Origin of the sequence: Streptomyces sp. 8L (assembly GCF_020176795.1) — a bacterium.
Taxonomy (GTDB): domain Bacteria; phylum Actinomycetota; class Actinomycetes; order Streptomycetales; family Streptomycetaceae; genus Streptomyces.
Genome location: NZ_JAIUKE010000251.1, coordinates 1 through 18,157, shown reverse-complemented (window position 1 = coordinate 18,157; position 18,157 = coordinate 1). Strand labels below are relative to the sequence as shown.

The following is an 18,157-nucleotide window of genomic DNA, read 5'->3' as shown; positions in this document are numbered from 1 at the left end:
GCCCCGGCCCCCCTCCCCGTCCTCGGTACCGACGTCGCCGTGCCGCTCGCGGACGGCACCGAAGTGCCCTACGCCGCCCTCGACTACGCCGCGAGCGCCCCCGCCCTGCGGCGCGTGTGGGACGACGTCGCCGCGTACGCGCCGTACTACGGCAGCGTCCACCGCGGCGCCGGCTACCTCTCGCGGCTGTCCACCGACCTCTTCGAGGCGAGCCGCCGCACCGTCGCGGAGTTCCTCGGCTGCCGTCCCGACGACCGGGTCGTCTTCACCCGGTCCACGACCGACTCGCTCAACCTGCTGGCGCAGTCGCTGCCCGCGGACAGCGAGGTCTTCGTGTTCGAGACGGAGCACCACGCGGCCCTGCTGCCCTGGCAGCGCACCGCCCGGGTGACCGTCCTGGACGCGCCCCGCACACCGGTGGCCGCCGTCGCCACGCTGGAGGCGGCGCTCGCCGGGCGCGACACCGCGCGTCCCGCCCTGGTCTGTGTGACCGGCGCGTCCAATGTGACCGGTGAGCTGTGGCCGGTGCCCGAGCTGGCCGCCGCCGCGCACCGGCACGGCGCGCGGATCGTGCTGGACGCCGCGCAGCTCGTCCCGCACCTGCCGGTCGACCTGGCCGCGCTGGACGTCGACTGGGTCGCGTTCTCCGGGCACAAGCTGTACGCGCCGTTCGGGGCGGGTGTGCTGGCGGGCCGGTCCGACTGGCTGCGGGAGGCCGCCCCGTACCTCGCGGGCGGCGGCGCCACCCGGCAGGTCGTGCGCAGCGGCGACGGCGGGGTGAGCGTCGACTGGAACACGGACGACTCCCGCCACGAGGCCGGTTCGCCCAATGTGATCGGCGCCTACGCCATCGCCTCCGCGTGCCGCGCGCTGACCGAGGCCGGGTTCGAGAACCTGGCCGCGCGGGAGCAGGCGCTGCTCGGCCGGCTGACGTCGGCGCTCGCCGAGCTGCCGCGCGTGCGGGTGCTCAGCCTGTTCGGTGAGGGCGCGCACCGCGTCGGCGTGCTGTCCTTCGTCGTGGAGGGGTACGACAGCGCCGCCTTCGCCGCCGCGCTCTCCGACAGGTACGGCATCGGCGTGCGCGACGGGCTGTTCTGCGCCCACCCGCTGGTGCGCCTGCTGACCGGCGCGGACGACGCCGCCGCGTGCGGCGAGGGGCCGCTGAACGCGGTGCGGGTCAGCTTCGGCGCGGGGACGCCCGAGGAGCACGTGGAGCGGTTCGTCACCGCCGTCCGCGAGCTGGCCGCCTGACCGAGGCGCCCGGGCGGCCGTCGGACCCGGGCGCCGAGGCCCCGGGCCCGGCGCGCGGGGCCGAGGTCCCGGCGCCCGGCGGCGGGTTCAGGCGTCGAGGCCGATCGAGAACGCCGCTTCCAGGTCGTGCTGGGAGTACGTGCGGAACGCGACATGCGTGTCGGTCGCCTCGACGCCCTCGATCCTGCTGATCCGGCCGGGGATCACATCCGCGAGATCCTCGTGCTGCGCCACCCGGACCATCGCGATCAGGTCGTACGTACCCGTCACCGAGAACACCTCACTGACGCTGTCCAGCGCCGCGATCGACTCGGCGATCTCGGGAATTCGGTCCACGCTGGTCTTGATGAGCACGATGGCGGTGATCACGTCTGCCGTTCTCCCTCGGTGGCCCCGGCTTGGCCCCTCACTCTACCGGGCCGCCAGTAGCGCACTCCCGCGTAGAGGAACCCGCCGCAGAACCCGACCAGATGGGCCAGATAGGCGACCTCGGGGCCCGCCCCCCCCCCCCCCCCCCCCCCCCCCGGCCGCTGCGCGAACCACTGGAGCGCGAACCAGAAAAGCAGCACGATCCAGGCGGGGAAGCGCAGCGGCAGGAAGAAGAGGAACGGGAAGAGGCTGGTGACCCGCGCCTTCGGGAAGAGGAAGAGGAAGGCGCCGAGCACCCCGGAGATCGCTCCCGACGCGCCTACCAGCGTCTCGCCGCTGCCGGCGTTGGCCACGGCGTAGGCGGACATCGCGAGCGCCCCCGCGACCAGGTAGAAGAAGGCGAAGTGCGCCCGCCCCATCCGCTCCTCCACCATCGTGCCGAAGACGTGGAGGAACAGCATGTTGCCGAGCAGGTGCAGCCAGTTCCCGTGCACGAACAGCGCGGTCAGCGGCGTGACGAGGGCGTGCGGCGCACCGGTGACCAGCTGGTCGGGAACGATCCCCCAGCGCTGGAAGTACGCGCTCTGCGCCGCCAGCAGCGCCTCACCCTTCCCGTAGACGGGATCAAGGCCCGACACTGGACTGACCAGGAATGCCAGGCAGCACAGGCCGATCAGGCCGTAGGTCACCACAGGGCCGTTCGCCGTCCGCCTTTTGATCACGGACAGAGCATGACGCACCGGGACGGACCGGGGCGGACCGCCTCGCCGGATGCGCGGGTTCCGGAGGGGGTGGAGGCCGTAGGGTTACGGGATCGGACGCGCCGCCACGGCGGCACGGGACGCCCGGGAGACGGTCCACAAGGGACCGCCCGCAAGGGGCATGACGTAGTGGGGTGACGGATTGTGGAGCAGCCCGCGGGCGGGGCTGAGCCGACCGGCGCGGCCGACGGGGCCGCCGGGTCCGGCGGTGACGCGCCGGAGACGTTCGACCGGCCGCTGCCCGAAGGGGTACGGCGGAAGGTCGTCGCGCTGGTCTCCGACGCCTTCGGCGGGCTGACCGTCGCCGAGCTGCCGAGCCAGCTGCGGCAGTACGCCCGGTTCACCCCGGTGCGGCGTGCCAGGTTCGGCGGCACCGCGATGGCCGCGGCCCTGGAGAGCGACCCCCTCTTCCGGCAGCGGGGGGGCGAGCGGTTCGCGGAGGCGCAGCCCGAGCTGGCCGCCGCCGTGGCCTCCGGCACGCCGCCCGCCGCCGCCGACCCGGTCGACGTGGCCGCGGCCGCGTATGTACTGAGGCCGCCCGGATGGGTGAAGTTGGTGACGGCCGCGGGGGAGGAGGCCGAGCGTGCCGACGCGGAGCGGGCCGACGAGGAGACCCGGCGCGAGCTGGAGCGGCTGCGCGAGGAGCTCGACGCGGCGAAGGCGCTGACCCGCACGGAGACCGAGCGGCTGCGCGAGGAGCTGGCCGCGGCCCGCAAGGAGGGCGAGTCGCTGCACCGCAAGCTGCGCAGCGCGCTCAGCGACGTCAAGCGCGGGGAGGCCGCGCTGCGCAGGTCGGCCGCCGAGGCGGAGGCCGCGCGGGCGGAGGCCGCGGTGCAGGTGTCCGCGGCGGAGAGCGAGACCCGCCGGGTCAGGTCGCGGCTCGCGGAGGCCGAATCCGCCGTGGAGGCCGCACGGCGCGCCTCGCGCGAGGGCCGCTCCGTGGAGGACATGCGGCTGCGGCTGCTGCTCGACACAGTCCTGGAGTCGGCGCAGGGGCTGCGGCGGGAGCTGGCGCTGCCGCCCGCGTCAGGCCGGCCCGCCGACACGGTGGACGCGGTGGAGCCGGGCCGGATGTCGCCGAAGGACGTCGCGGCGCGCGCCCTGTCCGCGACGGACCCCGCGCTGCTCGACCAGCTGCTCGCGCTGCCGCAGACGCATCTGCTGGTCGACGGCTACAACGTGACGAAGACGGGCTATCCGACGATGCCGCTGGAGAAGCAGCGGCTGCGGCTGCTCGGCGGCCTCTCGCTGCTCGCCGCGCAGAGCGGCGCCGAGGTGACGTGTGTCTTCGACGGGGCCGAGCTGGCCACGCCCGTACTGCTCGCGCCGCCGCGCGGGGTGCGGGTGCTGTTCTCCAAACCGGGCGTGACGGCGGACGAGCTGATCCGCCGTCTGGTGCGCGCGGAGCCGTCGGGGCGGCCCGTGGTGGTGGTCTCGACGGACCGGGAGGTCGCCGACGGGGTGGCGGCGGCCGGCGCGCGGCCCGTGGCGTCCGCTCTGTTGCTGAAGCGGCTTTCGCGCTCCTGAGCAACTCCTGCGTACAATGCCCGAATTGAACGGCCACGCAGCGCAGCGGAAAGTCAACTGCTCATTACTGGCTGTGCAAAGTCCGAATTTTATGCCCTCCTGGCGAAGATTTTTGCCGCTGGGATTTGAACTGATCACAGGACGGTCACTAAGGTCAGGTCGAACCTTCGCGCGGTTGATCGCCCACCCGGGGTGAACAGCGAAGGTGCCGCCGAATTCACGTGGTTCAGCTCAGCATGGTGGAGCGGGCTGCGCGGAGCCGGAACCGGGTCACCCGCCGCACGAGGCCGGGGGGCCGGGCGGCCGGTAGGCGGTTGAGGAAGAAGGAGCTCGCCTTCGTGGCGTCCCACCGTCGTCCCAAGCAGCCGAACCGCACCCGCATAACGGTGCTCACCGCCACGGCAGCCGCCGCCGTCGCCCTCACCTCGCAGGCCGCGCACGCGGACCCGAAGCCGACTGTGAAGGACGTCAAGTCGAAGGTCGACGACCTGTACAAGCAGGCCGACAAGGCCACGGACAAGTACGACGGTGCGAAGGACCAGGAGTCGAAGCTCCAGAAGGACGTCGACAACCTCCAGGACAGGGTCGCGCGCGGCCAGGACGAGCTCAACACCATGCGCGACGCGCTCGGCGCGATGGCCACCGCCCAGTACCGCACCGGCGGCATCGACCCGTCCGTCCAGCTCTTCCTCTCCGCGAACCCGGACTCGTACCTGGACAAGGCGTCCACCATGGACCAGGTCAGCGCCAAGCAGGCCGACCAGCTCCGGGAGATCCAGTCCAAGCAGCGGGAACTCGCGCAGGAGCGCGAAGAGGCCCAGGCCAAGATGAAGGACCTCGGGTCGGCCCGCAAGGAACTCGGCGAGAAGAAGAAGGAAGTCCAGGGCAAGCTCGCCGAGGCGAACAAGCTCCTCAACACCCTGACCGCGCAGCAGAAGCAGCAGATGGCGGAGGCCGATCAGCAGGCGGCCGACCGCTCCAGCTCCCGCGTCTCCCTCGGCAAGGGAGTGCCCGCGTCGCAGCGCGCCGCCGTGGCCTTCCAGGCCGCGCAGACCAGACTCGGGAAGCCGTACGTCTACGGCGCCACCGGCCCCAACTCCTTCGACTGCTCCGGCCTGATGATGTGGTCGTACGCGCACGCCGGCGTCTCGCTGCCCCGCACCTCGGAGGCGCAGGGCACGGTCGGCCCCCACCTCAGCATGAGCCAGCTCCAGATCGGCGACCTCGTGATCATGGACGGCGGCAGCCACGTCGGTATGTGGGCGGGCAACGGGCAGGTGCTGCACGCGCCGCACACGGGCACGGTCGTCAAGTACGAGGCCGTCTCCGACATGACGTTCGACTACGGCGTCCGCGTCGGCTGACGCGGACACCGTCCGTCGGCTGACGTGACATCAGCCACCGCCCCGGCCGGGCATCCACACCAGTCAGATACGGCCCGCCCCACTGACACCGCCCGAAAGGGCGAAGTCGAGAGGCGCCCCGTTGACGCCACGCCCCGTAGGTGACCTCCAGGTCTCCCGCGGGGCGTTCGCGCTTTCCGCGAGGCGGTCGTTGGCCGCCCCGTGATCGTCCGGCTACTGTCTGCTTCCGCGCGGCAGGTGCCGCGACGAGCGCGCACCGCGTGCGTACAGCGGAAGGGAGTGCGGCTCCTGTGGTGTCCCATCGCCGTTCACCGGTGTCAGGTTCCGGCCGACGGGCCGGCGGCGGCGCGGTCGTCGTCCTCTCGGCCGCCGCGGCCGGCGTCGCCGCACTCACCGCCCCGCCCGCGGGCGCCGAGCCCCGGGACACGCCAGGGACCAGCCACGCCGCGAGCGCCACCGTCGACGCCCTGTACGAGCAGGCCGAGCACGCGACCGAGCAGTACGACGCGGCCACCGCCCGCGTCACCGAGCTCGCCGCCCGCGTCCGCAGTGCGCAGGACGACACGGCCCGGAGCCAGGAACGCCTCAACACCATGCGGGGCGTGCTCGGTTCGGTCGTCGGCGCCCAGTACAGATCGGGCGGCATCGACCCGGCGCTCGCGCTGCTGCTGACCTCCGACCCCGACACCTACCTCGAACGCGCCTCCCTGCTCCAGCGCGTCGGCGACCAGGAGGCCGGCGCGCTGCACCGCCTCCAGGAGGCCCAGCGCGGGCTGGAGACACGGCGCGCCGTCGCCGCGCGCGACCTCGCCGACCTCCGGTCCGCACGCGCCTCGGCGGCCCGGCGCAAACACACCGTCCAGGCGAGGCTCGCCCGCGCCCAGCGCCTGCTGAGCACCCTGCCCCCCGCCGACCGCGACCCCTTCGGCCACGCCTCCCGGGGCGCGGGCCGCGACGTCCTGGCGCTCCTCACCGGCGGCGAGGGCCCCGCGTCCGCACGGGCCGCGGAAGCCGTCGCCGCGGCGCGCGGCGCGCTGGGCCGCCCGTACGTGTGGGGCGCGAACGGCCCCGGCGGCTTCGACTGCTCCGGGCTCATGCAGTGGGCCTACGCCCGCGCGGGCGTCTCCCTGCCCCGCACCTCCCAGGCCCAGCGGTACGCGGGCCGGCGCATTCCCCTCTCCAAGGCGCGCCCCGGCGACCTCGTCGCCTACCGCGCGGACGCCAGCCACATCGCCATGTACGTGGGCCACGGCCAGGTCATCCACGCCCCCTACCCCGGCGCCTCGGTGCGCTACGACCCCGTCGGCATGCTCCCCATCTCCTCCGTCACGCGCGTCTGAACCGGCCGGTGCGGCCGTACGGGCCGCGGGCGGCCCCTACGATCGGGGGCGTGGCAGACCCGTACCCCACCCACGGCGCACGGCGCGGCGCCGTGGAGGGCGGCCCCGGGGGGGGCCCGCGCCCGGGGGGGGGGGGCGGCCGGGGGGGGCGGCCGGGGCGGGGGGGGGCCCCGCCGTGGGGGGGGGGGGCCCCCCCCCCCCCCCCCCCCGGCGCCGGGGGGGGCGCGGGGGACGGCGGCCCGGCGGCGGCCCGGCGCCTGCTCGCGCTGATCAGCCTCTGCCTGTGCGGCTGCCTCTGCGCCGCCGCCTGCGCGCCGGCCGCGCGGCCCGCCGCGCCCGGCACCGCGGCCCGACAGCTGCGGCAGGTCCTCGACCGGCGCGCGGCCGCCGTACTGCACCGGGACCGGGCGGCCTACCTCGCGTCCTTCGACCCCCGTGCCACAGCCCTGCGGGCCACCGGGAGCACCGAGTTCGCGGACCTCGCGGCCGTACCGCTGCGCTCCTGGCAGTACGAGGTGACCGACGTCGCCACGACGGGCGACACCGCCACCGTCCGCGCCCGGCTGCGCTACCGCCTCGCCGGCTACGACACGGCTCCGGTGTCCACTCCGCGCTTCCTCCAGTTCGTGCGCAGGAGCGGGCGCTGGTACGTGACGCTGGACCGGCCGGGCGACGGCGGCGCCCAGCAGCTGTGGCAGCAGGGCCCGGTGGAGGCCGTGAAGGGCGCTCGGAGCCTGGTCCTCGGAGTCGGGCAGGACCCGGCGCGGCTGCGGGCCGTCGCCGCCGTGGCCGACCGCGCGGTACCCGAGGTCAGCAGGGCCTGGCCCGGCTCCTGGGCGCGCCGCGTCGTCGTCTACGTACCGGCGTCGCTGGACGCCATGGCGGCGCTGCTCGGCCGGTCCGCGGCCACGTACCGCGACATCGCCGCCGTCACCACAGGGGAGACGGGCGGCGCGGGCGCGGCGCCCCCCGACCGGATCATCGTCAACCCCGACGCGTACGGGACGCTCAGCGACTTCGGCCAACGGGTCGTCCTCACCCACGAGATCACCCATGTGGCGACCCGCGGGGCCACCTCCGCGGCCACCCCCACCTGGCTGTCCGAGGGGTTCGCCGACTGGTCCGCCTACCGCGGCTCGGGGCGCTCCGCGGCCACGCTCGCCCCCGAACTGCGGGCCGAGCTGCACGCGGACGGTCCGCCCCACGCGCTCCCCGCCGACCGAAACTTCGCCTTCAGCGCCGAGCAGTCCGCGCTCGCCAGGGCGTACGAGGAGGGCTGGCTCGCGTGCGAACTCGTCGCGGACACCTGGGGAGCGCGGCGGCTCGCCGCGTTCTACCGCGAGGTCGGCGCCCACGACGGGCGCTCCGGCGCGGTCGCGGACGCGCTGCACGACGTCCTGTCGACCACGCCCGGCGCCTTCACCCGGCTGTGGCAGACGTATCTGAAGCGGCGTCTGGGCTGACGGAGCCCTCGCCGGCCGGGGCGTCCCCGCCCGCAGAGGCGCCCGCCGTGTGCGGCGGCGGCGCGCTCACCGTGCTCTTCCACAGCAGCCGGCCGCCGGTGAGGGTCGCGGCCACCAGCAGACCGTTGCGCAGCACGATCAGCGTGATCCCCTGGGTGTCGCTGCCCACCACGTGCCCGAAACCGCCGGGGAACTCCAGCAGGGTCACGGCCGTCGCCAGCAGCACGAACGCCGCAGGCAGCCCCATCACGCTCTCCCGCACCACCATGCACACGGCCGCGAGCCCCACCAGCCACAGCATGTACTGGGGGCTGATCACCCGGCTCGTCGTCGTGAACACCAGCACCGCGACGAACGCCGCATCGCACAGGGTCGCCGCCGTGAACACCCGCGCCTTCAGCCGCCACCACAGCAGCCAGCAGAACCCGAGCGCCGACAGCCCCATCGCGGCGTCCGAGACGGCCTGCACGTACGGGCCGACGAACTCGACCGACCCGTAGTTCAGCAGCACCTGGCCCTGCCAGCCGAAGTGCCGGGCGATGTGGAACACCAGCGACCCGAGCGACTCCACCTCGGTGCCCCGGTCTCGCTGGAAGGTCAGGAACGCGAAGCCGCCGGGACCGTACAGCGCGCACACCAGCACCACCGCCGCGCCCGCCAGCACCGCCGAGCCCCACGACAGGCGGGTCCAGCGGCCACGCGGCGTGCCGAGGAGCAGCAGCACGGGCCACACCTTCAGCAGTGCGCCGAGCCCCGTCAGGGCGCCCATCAGGCGTGGCCGCCCGCGCCCGCCGCCCGCGCGCCTGCGGCCCCCCGAGCTCCGGCCTGCGACCCCCGCGAGCAGCGCCGCCACCGCGACCGCCGTCACCATCACGTCGTAGCGCGCGTACGCGGTCGGGCCGAGCAGCGCGATGCCCGCCACCCACACCCAGGCGCCGCGCAGGGAGCGGCCGGAGCGGGAGCCGGCCCGCAGCAGCAGGCCGAAGCCGACCGCGTCGAAGACGCAGGCCAGTACGTAGAAGGCGGAGGCGTAGCCGAGGAACGGCAGCAGGCCGGGGGCCAGGATCGCGAACGCGGCGGCGGGCGGATACTGCCAGGTCACATCGGACATCGGGTACGTGCCGGTGCGCAGGACGTCGAACCAGCCGTGGTAGATCCCCGACACGTCGCTCGTCACGTCGGGACCCGGCAGGTGCGGGAACCACGCCACCTTGAACACCAGCAGGAGCAGCACCGCTCTGGTGAGCACCCAGAGGGCGATCGCGCCGCCCGTGCCCCGTACCGTCTGGCCGTACGCGCCCGCCATTGACCGTCCCGTCGTACCGTCCGTACGCACGGTCGAGTACGCGTGCGCGGGGCCATGATGCCTGGCGGCGCGCCGCCACGGCCATCGGACACGGCCGCCACCGGGCACCGGGGGAGCGGGGACGGTACTGTCTGCGGCGATGCGCAAGACCCTGATCGTGACCAATGACTTCCCGCCGAGGCCCGGCGGAATCCAGGCGTTCCTGCACAACATGGCGCTGCGGCTCGACCCGGACCGCCTCGTCGTGTACGCCTCCACCTGGAAGCGGAGCGCCGAGGGGCGGGCGGCGACGGCGGCCTTCGACGCGGAGCAGCCCTTCACCGTGGTGCGCGACCCCATGACCATGCTGCTGCCGACGCCCCGCGTGCGGCGGCGCGCGGTCGGGCTGCTGCGCGAGCACGGCTGTGAGGCCGTGTGGTTCGGTGCCGCGGCCCCCCTCGGCCTGATGGCGCCCGCGCTGCGTGCGGCGGGCGCGCGGCGCCTCGTCGCGACGACCCACGGGCACGAGGCGGCCTGGGCGCAGCTGCCCGGATCGCGGCAGCTGCTGCGGCGGATCGGCGAGGGCACGGACACCCTCACCTACCTCGGCGAGTACACCCGCTCGCGGATCGCGGCGGCGCTGCGCCCGGCCGCCGCCGACCGGATGGTGCAACTGCCGCCGGGCGTCGACGAGAAGACGTTCCATCCGGACTCGGGCGGCGCCGCGGTGCGGGAACGGCTCGGGCTCAGCGGGCGGCCTGTGGCGGTGTGCGTGTCCCGGCTCGTCCCGCGCAAGGGCCAGGACACGCTGATCGACGCGATGCCGGCGATCCTTTCGGCCGTGCCGGACGCCGTGCTGCTGATCGTCGGCGGCGGCCCGTACGAGAAGTCCCTGCGCGAGCGGGCCGCGCGGTCCTCCGCCGCGGCCTCCGTCCGGTTCACCGGCGCCGTGCCCTGGGCGGAGCTGCCCGCCCACTTCGGCGCGGGCGACGTCTTCGCGATGCCCTGCCGCACCCGCAGGGGCGGACTGGACGTCGAGGGGCTCGGCATCGTCTACCTGGAGGCGTCCGCCACGGGCCTGCCCGTGGGGGCGGGCGACTCGGGGGGCGCGCCGGACGCGGTGCTCGACGGCGAGACGGGCTGGGTCGTGCACGACACGGAGGAGACCGCCGCCAGGATCGTCCGCCTGCTCGCCGACCCGGACCTGCGGCGGCGGATGGGGGAGCGCGGCAGGGACTGGGTCGAGGAGCGCTGGCGCTGGGACCTTCTGGCGCAGCGGCTGCGGGAGTTGCTGTAGCGCCCGCCCGTCGCGGGCCGCGCGACCGGGGCGCTCCCGCGGCCGGCTCCCCGCGACGGCCCGCCCGTCGCCGCGGTGTCCTCGGACGCCCCGGGCCTCATGTCGTGTACAGGGCCTCGATGTCCTCGGCGAAGTCCTGCGTCACCACATTGCGCTTCAGCTTCAGCGACGGCGTCAAGTGCCCGTCCTCCTCGGTGAACTGGCGCGTCAGGACCCGGAACTTCCGTACCGACTCCGCCTTCGACACCTGGGTGTTGCCCTCGTCCACGGCCCGCTGGATCTCCGCGAGCAGCTCCGGGTCGAGACGCAGCGTCGCCACCGTCGTGTCCGCGGGCCGTCCGTGCTCCCGTGCCCAGCGGGCCAGGAACTCCTCGTCGAGGGTGATCAGCGCGCCGACGAACGGTCTGCCGTCGCCCACCACCATGCACTCGGCGACCAGCGCGTGCGCCCTGATCCGGTCCTCCATGATCGCGGGCGCCACGTTCTTGCCGCCCGCCGTGACCAGGATCTCCTTCTTCCGTCCCGTGATCGTCAGATAGCCGTCGCCGTCGAGCGAGCCGAGGTCGCCCGTGCGGAACCAGCCGTCCGCCAGGGCCTCCGCGCTCGCCTCGGGGTTGTTCCAGTACCCGGTGAACAGGTGCTCCCCGTGCAGCAGCACCTCGCCGCCGTCGTCGATCCGCACGACGGAGCCGGGCAGCGGCTGCCCGACCGTGCCGATCTTCTGCCGGTCCCAGGGGTTGAACGTCGTCGCCCCGCACGACTCCGTCAGGCCGTAGCCCTCCAGCACGGTGAAGCCGATGCCGCGGAAGAAGTGGCCGAGCCGCTCGCCCAGCGGCGCCCCGCCGGAGATCGCGTACTCGCCGCGCCCGCCGAGCACCGCCCGCAGCCTGGAGTAGACGAGCCGGTCGAAGAGGCGGTGGCGCAGGCGCAGGCTCAGCGACGGGCCACCCGCGGTGTCCAGGGCGTGGCTGTACGCGACGGCGGTGTGCGCGGCCCGGTCGAAGATCGCGCCCTTCTTCTCCTCGTACGCCTTCATCCGGGCCGCGTTGTAGACCTTCTCGAAGACCCGCGGCACCCCGAGGATCAGCGTCGGACGGAACGCCGCGAGCTCCTCCGCCAGGTTCTTCGTGTCCTCCAGGCACCCCAGCTTGACCGGCGCCATCACACAGGCGAGCTGGACGATCCGGCCGAAGACGTGGGCGGCGGGCAGGAACAGCAGCAGGGAGGAGTCCCCCGTGCGGAAGAGCGGCTTGAGCCGTTCCACGATGTTGCCGCACTCGGCGAAGAAGCTGCGGTGCGTCAGGACGCAGCCCTTGGGCCTGCCCGTGGTCCCCGACGTGTAGACGATCGTCGCCGGGTCGTCGGCCTTGCCGGTCGCGGACCGCTCGTCCACCGCCTCGTCGCTCACCTCGGCGCCCGCCGCGACCAGTGCGTCGAGGCCGCCCGCGTCCAGGCACCACACCTCGCGCAGCTCCGGCAGCCGCGTCCGTACCGACTCCACCGCCGTCGCGTGGTCCTTGGTCTCGACGACGGCGGCGACCGCGCCCGAATCGCCCAGGGCCCACCGCACCTGCTCCGCTGAGCTGGTGTCGTACACCGGCACGGTGACGGCGCCGACGCTCCAGATCGCGAAGTCCAGCCGGACCCACTCGTAGCGCGTACGGGACAGCACGGCGACCCGGTCGCCCGGTTCGATGCCCGCCGCGATCAGGCCCTTGGCCGCGGCGCGGACGTCGTCGTAAAACTCCCGCGCCGTCACGTCCGTCCAGACACCGCCGGCCTTCCGGCCGAACAGGGCGGTGTCGGGGTGCTGCGCGGCATTGCGGCGGACGAGATCCGTCAGAGTGCCGTCCGACGGGACTTCGTACAGGGCCGGAAGACTGAACTCGCGCAAGACTGCTGCTCCTCATCGGGCGCCGGAGCGGTTCGTCCACGCGCCTCGGCTGCGGTGGCGCACGGACCGCCCGGAGACGCTACCCATCGGTACAGACGTGCGGACCGGTGCCCTGGCCAGATGTTTCCCGCGTCATACGGTTTTCTGCGACTCTCGGTGCACAGTAGTGCAAGGCGCGGCTCCCGGGTGATCGCCATGGCCCGGGGCGGCGGCGGGCGACCGGACGAACGCGGTGAGGTGACCTGTGACGAGGGTTCATGTGGTGAGTGACGTCCATGGCAACGCGGCGGGGCTCGCCAAGGCGGGAGACGGCGCCGACGCCCTGATCTGCCTCGGCGACCTCGTCATGTTCCTCGACTACGCGGACCATTCGCGCGGCATCTTCCCCGATCTGTTCGGCGCGGAGAACGCCGACCGGCTCGTCGAACTGCGCACCGCCCGCCGCTTCGACGAGGCCCGCGAGTTCGGCGCCGGGCTGTGGTCGGGGCTCGCCACGACGCCCGCCGCCGCGATCGAGGAGGCCGTGCGCCGCCAGTACGCGGACCTCTTCGGCGCCATGCCGGACCCCACGTACGCCACCTACGGCAATGTCGACATGCCGACCCTCTGGGCCGAGTACGCGGGCCCGGGCACCACCGTGCTCGACGGCGAACGCGTCGAGATCGGCGGCCGGGTCTTCGGATTCGTCGGCGGCGGCCTGCGCACCCCCATGCGCACCCCCTACGAGATCTCCGACGAGGAGTACGCCGCCAAGGTCGAGGCGGTCGGCGAGGTCGACGTCCTGTGCTCGCACATCCCGCCGGACGTACCGGACCTGACGTACGACGTCGTCGCCCGGCGCTTCGAACGCGGCAGCGGCGCCCTGCTCGACGCCATCCACCGCACGAAACCCCGGTACGCCCTGTTCGGGCACGTCCATCAGCCGCTCGCCTCCCGGATGCGGATCGGCGCGACGGAGTGCGTGAACGTCGGCCACTTCGCCTCGACGAGCCGCCCCTGGGCGCTGGAGTGGTGACGAGCCGGTGCGCGAGCCCGCCCGCTGCCGCGCGCCGGCCGGTAGGGCGGTGGACCGCGGAGGGAGTCCGCAGGCCGCCGCGATAGCCTGCACGCGGCGTACCCAGTCTGCGAGGAGCACCGCGATGGCGGAACACACGATTTCGAGCATCACGATCGAGGCGGCACCCGCCGCCGTCATGGCGGTGATCGCCGACTTCGCCCGCTATCCGGAGTGGACCGGAGAGGTGAAAGAGGCCGAGGTGCTCTCCACCGGCGCCGACGGGCGGGCCGAGCAGGTCCGCCTCGTCCTCGACGCGGGCGCCATCAAGGACGACCACACCCTCGCCTACACCTGGACGAAGGACGAGGTCGACTGGACCCTCGTCAAGTCCCAGATGCTGCGCTCCCTGGACGGCTCCTACCGGCTCGCCCCCGTCGACGGCGGCGCGCGCACCGAGGTCACCTACCAGCTCGCCGTGGACGTCAAGATCCCGCTGCTCGGCATGATCAAGCGCAAGGCCGAGAAGGTCATCATCGACCGCGCCCTGGCCGGCCTGAAGAAGCGCGTCGAGTCGACCGGCACGGCCGGCGGCGCGGAGGCCTGAGCGCCGTGGCCCCCCGTACGGTCCTCGTCACCGGCCTCGGCGGCGCGGGCCGTACGACCGTCGCGGCGGCCACCGCCCTCGCGGCCACCCGCCGCGGTGACCGCACCCTGCTGCTCACCGCGGACGCCCCGGCCGCCGGAGTGCTCCTCGGCGCGGCCCCGGGGCCCGGCGCCGCCGAGCCCGCCCGCGTCCTGGACGGCCTGTGGGCCGCGAGGATCGACTCGGCGGACCACTTCCGCACGGAACTCCTCGCCCTCCAGGAGCGGATCGCGCCCGCGCTCGACCTGCTCGGCGCTCCCCGGCTGCGCGGCGAGGAACTCACCGAACTGCCCGGCAGCGACCGCTTCGCGCTGCTGCACGCGCTGCGCGTGGCCGGCTCCGGCGACTGGGACGCGCTCGTCGTCGACCTGCCGCCGCTGCCCGACGCCCTCGCCGCGCTCAGCCTCCCCGGGGAGCTCCGCCGCTACCTGCGCCGGCTGCTGCCCCGGGAGCGGCAGGCCGCCCGCGCCCTGCGCCCGGTCATGGCGCAGCTCGCCGGAGTCCCCCTGCCGGCCCCGTGGCTGTACGAGGCGGCCGCCCGCAAGGACACCGAACTCGCCGCCGCGCAGCTGCTGATCGAGGACGCGGCCACCTCGGTCCGCCTCGTCGTGGAACCGGGCCCCGCCGCCGAGGAGGCGCTGCGCACCGCGCGCACCGGGCTCGCCCTGCACGGACTGCGCGCCGACGCGCTGATCGCAGCCAAGGTGCTGCCGCCCGCTGACGGGCACCCCTGGCTCACGGCTGCGACCGCGCGCCAGCGGGACAGCATCGACGCCTGGCGCGGCGACCCCGGTGCCTGGCCCGCCGTCCACGAGCTGCCCCACCTGGGCCGCGAACCGCGCGGCCCCGGCGACCTGGCGGAGTTCGACGTGCCGGCCCCCGGCGAGGGCGCCGTCGCCGGAGAGCCGGGCACCCGGGCCGACGACCCCTGGTGGGTGGAGGACCTGCGCGCCACCGACGGGCTCCTCGTGTGGTGCCTGCCCCTGCCGGGAGCGGTCAAGGGCGAGCTCAGCCTCGTCCGCAGGGAGCACGAACTGCTCCTGACCGTCGGCCCGTTCCGCCGGATCGTGCCGCTGTCCTCGGCGCTTCGCCGCTGCACCGTCGCGGGGGCCGCCCTCACCGAGGGCGTCCTGCGGGTCCGCTTCGCCCCCGACCCCGGGCTGTGGCCGAAGGACGGCACCGCGGGAGCCTGAACCACGCCCGCGCGTTCGGGTACCGTCGAAGGTGTACATCTTCCGCCGCGGGGCGGCGGGAGCCCTTGCCGGACGCGGGAGTACCCATGAGCGACACGAGCGAGCGGCCCGACGCGGACCCGGATGCCTGGGCGACGGCGTGCGGGGAGGACCTGGCGGCGGAGAAGGCGCGGCGCCGCGCCGTGTACGGGCCGCCGCCCGCGTCGGCCGCCGATGAGCTGCGCAAGTTCGCCGACGCGGTCGCGGGCAGGCTCTCGTCCGCGGGCAACCCGCTGTTCGGGATGGCCGCGCAGGGCGCCGTCCAGCAGTTCCTGGACCAGGCGAAGGCCGTCGTCGAACCGGTGATCCAGCGCAACCCCGGCGTCTTCGACCACCTCGCCGCCGCGGGCGGCGAACTGCTCGCCGCCTACCGCGCCGCCGTCGAGGACCAAGAGGGCCGCTGGACGCGCGCCCCCGCCGACGGGAAGGCCCCGGGCAAGGAGGGCGCGCGCGACGCGGACGGTGACGCCGGCGGAGGGACGCTCGACCCCAAGGACTCCCGGCAGTCGCTCGACCCGTCCGACCCGCGGGACGAACCCCCCGGTCCCGACGGTCACATCGACCTGGACTGACGGGGGCGAGCCCACCCTCGGGTACCGTTGAGCCCAGCGGGGCACGACCGAAAACTGAGGGACACATGGGACTCACCATCGGCGTCGACATCGGCGGTACGAAGATCGCGGCCGGCGTGGTCGACGAAGAGGGCGCCATTCGCGATGTGCACAAGGTGCCCACCCCGGACACCGCGGAAGGCATCGTCGACGCGATCTGCGCAGCCGTCTCCGGGGCCGGTAAGGGGCACCAGATCGAGGCCGTCGGCATCGGCGCCGCCGGTTACGTGGACGACAAGCGCGCCACGGTCCTGTTCGCACCCAACATCAACTGGCGCCACGAACCGCTCAAGGACAAGGTCGAACAGCGGGTCGGCCTGCCCGTGGTCGTCGAGAACGACGCGAACGCCGCGGCCTGGGGCGAGTACAAGTTCGGTGCGGGCCAGGGGCACGACGACGTCATCTGCATCACCCTCGGCACCGGCCTCGGCGGCGGTGTGATCATCGGTAACAAGCTGCGCCGCGGACGGTTCGGCGTCGCCGCCGAGTTCGGTCACATCCGGGTCGTGCCTGACGGCCTGCTCTGCGGCTGCGGCAGCCAGGGCTGCTGGGAGCAGTACGCGTCCGGCAGCGCGCTCGTACGGTACGCGCGCCAGCGCGCCAACGCCCAGCCGGAGAACGCGGAGGTGCTGCTCGCGCTCGGGGACGGCACCCCCGAGGGAGTCCAGGGCAGGCACGTCAGCGAGGCCGCCCGACGGGGCGACCCGGTCGCGGTCGACTCGTTCCGCGAGCTCGCCCGGTGGGCCGGCGCGGGCCTCGCGGATCTCGCGTCGCTGTTCGACCCGTCGGCGTTCATCATCGGCGGGGGCCTGTCGGACGAGGGCGAACTGGTCCTCGACCCGATCCGCAAGTCGTTCCGGCGCTGGCTCGTCGGCGGCGAGTGGCGCCCGCACGCGCAGGTCCTCGCGGCGCAGCTCGGGGGCGCCGCGGGTCTGGTCGGCGCGGCGGACCTGGCCCGGCAGGGCTGATCGTCCCGGTTCGCGCACCTGCCCGCCGTACCCCCGCCCACCTGGGGGGTACGGCGGGCAGACGCGTCGCGGGGCTCCCGTAGGGTGTGCGCATGGCAATGCCCCCGCTGCCCGACTCCCGTACCGAGCCGGACGGTTCGGCCGTGATCCGGGTGCTCAGTTACAACATCCGCTCGATGCGCGACGACCGTTCGGCCCTGGTGCGTGTGATCCGGGCCTGCGAGCCCGACCTGGTGTGCGTCCAGGAGGCTCCCCGCTTCTTCCGGTGGCGCAAGTACGCGTCACGGCTGGCCCGCGCCACGGACCTGGTGGTCCTCGGCGGCGGCGCCCCCGCGGCCGGGCCGCTGCTGCTGTGCTCGCTGCGCGCCACGGTGGACTCCACCGAGGACGTACTGCTGCCGCTGACCCCCGGTCTGCACCGGCGCGGCTTCGCCACGGCGGTCGTACGGTTCGGGCGCGCGCGCCTCGGCGTGGTCAGCTGCCACCTCAGCCTGCGGGCCGGGGAGCGGCTCGAACAGGCGGGCATGCTCCTCGACCGCCTGAAGGCGCTGGACGCGCCGCACGCGATCGCGGCGGGCGACATCAACGAGCGCTCGTCGGGCCGGGCGTTCCGCCTGCTGTCGGACCAGCTCCAGGACGGCTGGGCGGTGGCGCCGTGGGGCGCCGAGCACACGCACAGCGCGCGCACGCCCCGGCAGCGGATCGACGCGATCTTCGCGACGCCCGGCATCGAGGTCCTCACCTGCGGCGTACCGGCGGGCCTGCCCGGCCTCGCGGCGTCCGACCTGCGCGGGGCGAGTGACCACCTCCCGGTCCTCGCGACGCTGCGGGTCCCGGCACCGTAACGGCGGCGGGGCGGCCCGGCAGGGGCCGCGGGGCGGCGACGCGGTGCTTCCGCGCTTCCGGAAGCCGGCTGTTGCGCAGGGGAGTTGGGGCGCCTCACGCGCCCCACGTGCCTTGCGGCCCCACGTGTCCCACGTGCCCTGGACGGCCGACGGGCGCGCCCGGACCGTCGTGCTGCCGAGGGGGCGCGCCCCCCCCCCGCCCCCGGGCCCCCCGCCCCCGGCCCCCCCCCGGGCGGTACCCCGGGCGGCCGGTCCCTGGACGAGCTGGAGCGGCGGGCCGCCGCGCGGCGCGAACGCCCCGAGTACGGGC

At 74.5% G+C, this 18,157-nt stretch carries 16 protein-coding genes; 12 read left to right on the top strand and 4 right to left on the bottom strand.

The features are described 5' to 3' along the window. A partial coding sequence (locus tag LCE31_RS21150; RefSeq protein WP_225016453.1) for an aminotransferase class V-fold PLP-dependent enzyme occupies positions 1-1,251 on the top strand: 1,251 nt, incomplete at its 5' end. An 87-nt stretch (positions 1,252-1,338) separates the two neighbouring features. Here the strand turns inward: LCE31_RS21150 and LCE31_RS21145 are convergent. Both LCE31_RS21145 and LCE31_RS21140 read right to left on the bottom strand, forming a co-directional pair. After that, on the bottom strand, positions 1,339-1,620 hold the full coding sequence (locus LCE31_RS21145) for an Lrp/AsnC family transcriptional regulator (protein ID WP_225016451.1): 282 nt from the start codon (positions 1,618-1,620) through the stop codon (positions 1,339-1,341). Beyond that, positions 1,617-2,360, bottom strand: a complete 744-nt coding sequence (locus tag LCE31_RS21140) for a rhomboid family intramembrane serine protease (protein WP_374118513.1) — start codon at positions 2,358-2,360, stop codon at positions 1,617-1,619. Before LCE31_RS21140 ends, LCE31_RS21145 begins: the two co-directional genes overlap by 4 nt. 165 nt (positions 2,361-2,525) lie before the next feature. On the opposite strand from LCE31_RS21140, the gene LCE31_RS21135 reads away from it, so the two are divergent. From LCE31_RS21135 to LCE31_RS21120, 4 genes are all read left to right on the top strand, one after another. Further along, positions 2,526-3,908 carry an NYN domain-containing protein gene (locus LCE31_RS21135; protein WP_225016448.1) on the top strand — a complete coding sequence of 461 codons (1,383 nt, stop codon included), beginning with the start codon at positions 2,526-2,528 and terminating at the stop codon, positions 3,906-3,908. A gap of 338 nt (positions 3,909-4,246) precedes the next feature. Further along, positions 4,247-5,272, top strand: coding sequence for a C40 family peptidase (locus LCE31_RS21130; protein ID WP_225016447.1), 1,026 nt, complete (start codon positions 4,247-4,249; stop codon positions 5,270-5,272). A gap of 290 nt (positions 5,273-5,562) precedes the next feature. Further along, complete coding sequence (locus LCE31_RS21125; protein WP_225016446.1) at positions 5,563-6,612, top strand: C40 family peptidase; 1,050 nt, start codon at positions 5,563-5,565, stop codon at positions 6,610-6,612. Between the two features lie 266 nt (positions 6,613-6,878). Further along, positions 6,879-8,075 carry a nuclear transport factor 2 family protein gene (locus LCE31_RS21120; protein ID WP_374118514.1) on the top strand — a complete coding sequence of 399 codons (1,197 nt, stop codon included), beginning with the start codon at positions 6,879-6,881 and terminating at the stop codon, positions 8,073-8,075. Here LCE31_RS21120 and LCE31_RS21115 read toward each other — a convergent pair. Next, positions 8,032-9,381 (bottom strand): glycosyltransferase 87 family protein, encoded by a 1,350-nt coding sequence (locus LCE31_RS21115; RefSeq protein ID WP_225016444.1) that lies wholly within the window; start codon positions 9,379-9,381, stop codon positions 8,032-8,034. The genes LCE31_RS21120 and LCE31_RS21115 overlap by 44 nt on opposite strands. A gap of 139 nt (positions 9,382-9,520) precedes the next feature. Here LCE31_RS21115 and LCE31_RS21110 point away from each other — a divergent pair, with 139 nt between their 5' ends. Then, positions 9,521-10,657 (top strand): glycosyltransferase family 4 protein, encoded by a 1,137-nt coding sequence (locus LCE31_RS21110; protein ID WP_225016443.1) that lies wholly within the window; start codon positions 9,521-9,523, stop codon positions 10,655-10,657. A 97-nt stretch (positions 10,658-10,754) separates the two neighbouring features. Here the strand turns inward: LCE31_RS21110 and LCE31_RS21105 are convergent, their stop codons facing one another. Then, positions 10,755-12,551, bottom strand: coding sequence for an AMP-dependent synthetase/ligase (locus LCE31_RS21105; RefSeq protein ID WP_225016440.1), 1,797 nt, complete (start codon positions 12,549-12,551; stop codon positions 10,755-10,757). 259 nt (positions 12,552-12,810) lie between these two features. On the opposite strand from LCE31_RS21105, the gene LCE31_RS21100 reads away from it, so the two are divergent. The 6 genes from LCE31_RS21100 to LCE31_RS21075 all read left to right on the top strand — a co-directional run bounded on the left by LCE31_RS21100 (position 12,811) and on the right by LCE31_RS21075 (position 17,847). Then, positions 12,811-13,566 carry a metallophosphoesterase family protein gene (locus tag LCE31_RS21100; protein WP_308042285.1) on the top strand — a complete coding sequence of 252 codons (756 nt, stop codon included), beginning with the start codon at positions 12,811-12,813 and terminating at the stop codon, positions 13,564-13,566. A gap of 124 nt (positions 13,567-13,690) precedes the next feature. Continuing rightward, positions 13,691-14,152 carry an SRPBCC family protein gene (locus tag LCE31_RS21095; protein ID WP_225016436.1) on the top strand — a complete coding sequence of 154 codons (462 nt, stop codon included), beginning with the start codon at positions 13,691-13,693 and terminating at the stop codon, positions 14,150-14,152. A gap of 5 nt (positions 14,153-14,157) precedes the next feature. Beyond that, positions 14,158-15,384 carry an ArsA family ATPase gene (locus LCE31_RS21090; protein WP_225016435.1) on the top strand — a complete coding sequence of 409 codons (1,227 nt, stop codon included), beginning with the start codon at positions 14,158-14,160 and terminating at the stop codon, positions 15,382-15,384. 86 nt (positions 15,385-15,470) lie between these two features. Beyond that, positions 15,471-15,995 carry a DUF5304 domain-containing protein gene (locus LCE31_RS21085; protein WP_225016433.1) on the top strand — a complete coding sequence of 175 codons (525 nt, stop codon included), beginning with the start codon at positions 15,471-15,473 and terminating at the stop codon, positions 15,993-15,995. A gap of 65 nt (positions 15,996-16,060) precedes the next feature. Then, positions 16,061-17,002 (top strand): ROK family glucokinase, encoded by a 942-nt coding sequence (locus tag LCE31_RS21080; protein ID WP_225016431.1) that lies wholly within the window; start codon positions 16,061-16,063, stop codon positions 17,000-17,002. Positions 17,003-17,094: 92 nt separating this feature from the next. Beyond that, complete coding sequence (locus LCE31_RS21075; RefSeq protein WP_225016428.1) at positions 17,095-17,847, top strand: endonuclease/exonuclease/phosphatase family protein; 753 nt, start codon at positions 17,095-17,097, stop codon at positions 17,845-17,847. Positions 17,848-18,157 lie beyond the last annotated feature (310 nt).

Excerpts from the sequence above, each read along its gene's own strand:
- LCE31_RS21085 (WP_225016433.1), top strand. The coding sequence starts at position 15,471 with ATGAGCGACACGAGCGAGCGGCCCGACGCGGACCCGGATGCCTGGGCG.
- LCE31_RS21080 (WP_225016431.1), top strand. The coding sequence starts at position 16,061 with ATGGGACTCACCATCGGCGTCGACATCGGCGGTACGAAGATCGCGGCC.
- LCE31_RS21075 (WP_225016428.1), top strand. The coding sequence starts at position 17,095 with ATGGCAATGCCCCCGCTGCCCGACTCCCGTACCGAGCCGGACGGTTCG.
- LCE31_RS21095 (WP_225016436.1), top strand. The coding sequence starts at position 13,691 with ATGGCGGAACACACGATTTCGAGCATCACGATCGAGGCGGCACCCGCC.
- LCE31_RS21115 (WP_225016444.1), bottom strand. The coding sequence starts at position 9,381 with ATGGCGGGCGCGTACGGCCAGACGGTACGGGGCACGGGCGGCGCGATC.
- LCE31_RS21110 (WP_225016443.1), top strand. The coding sequence starts at position 9,521 with ATGCGCAAGACCCTGATCGTGACCAATGACTTCCCGCCGAGGCCCGGC.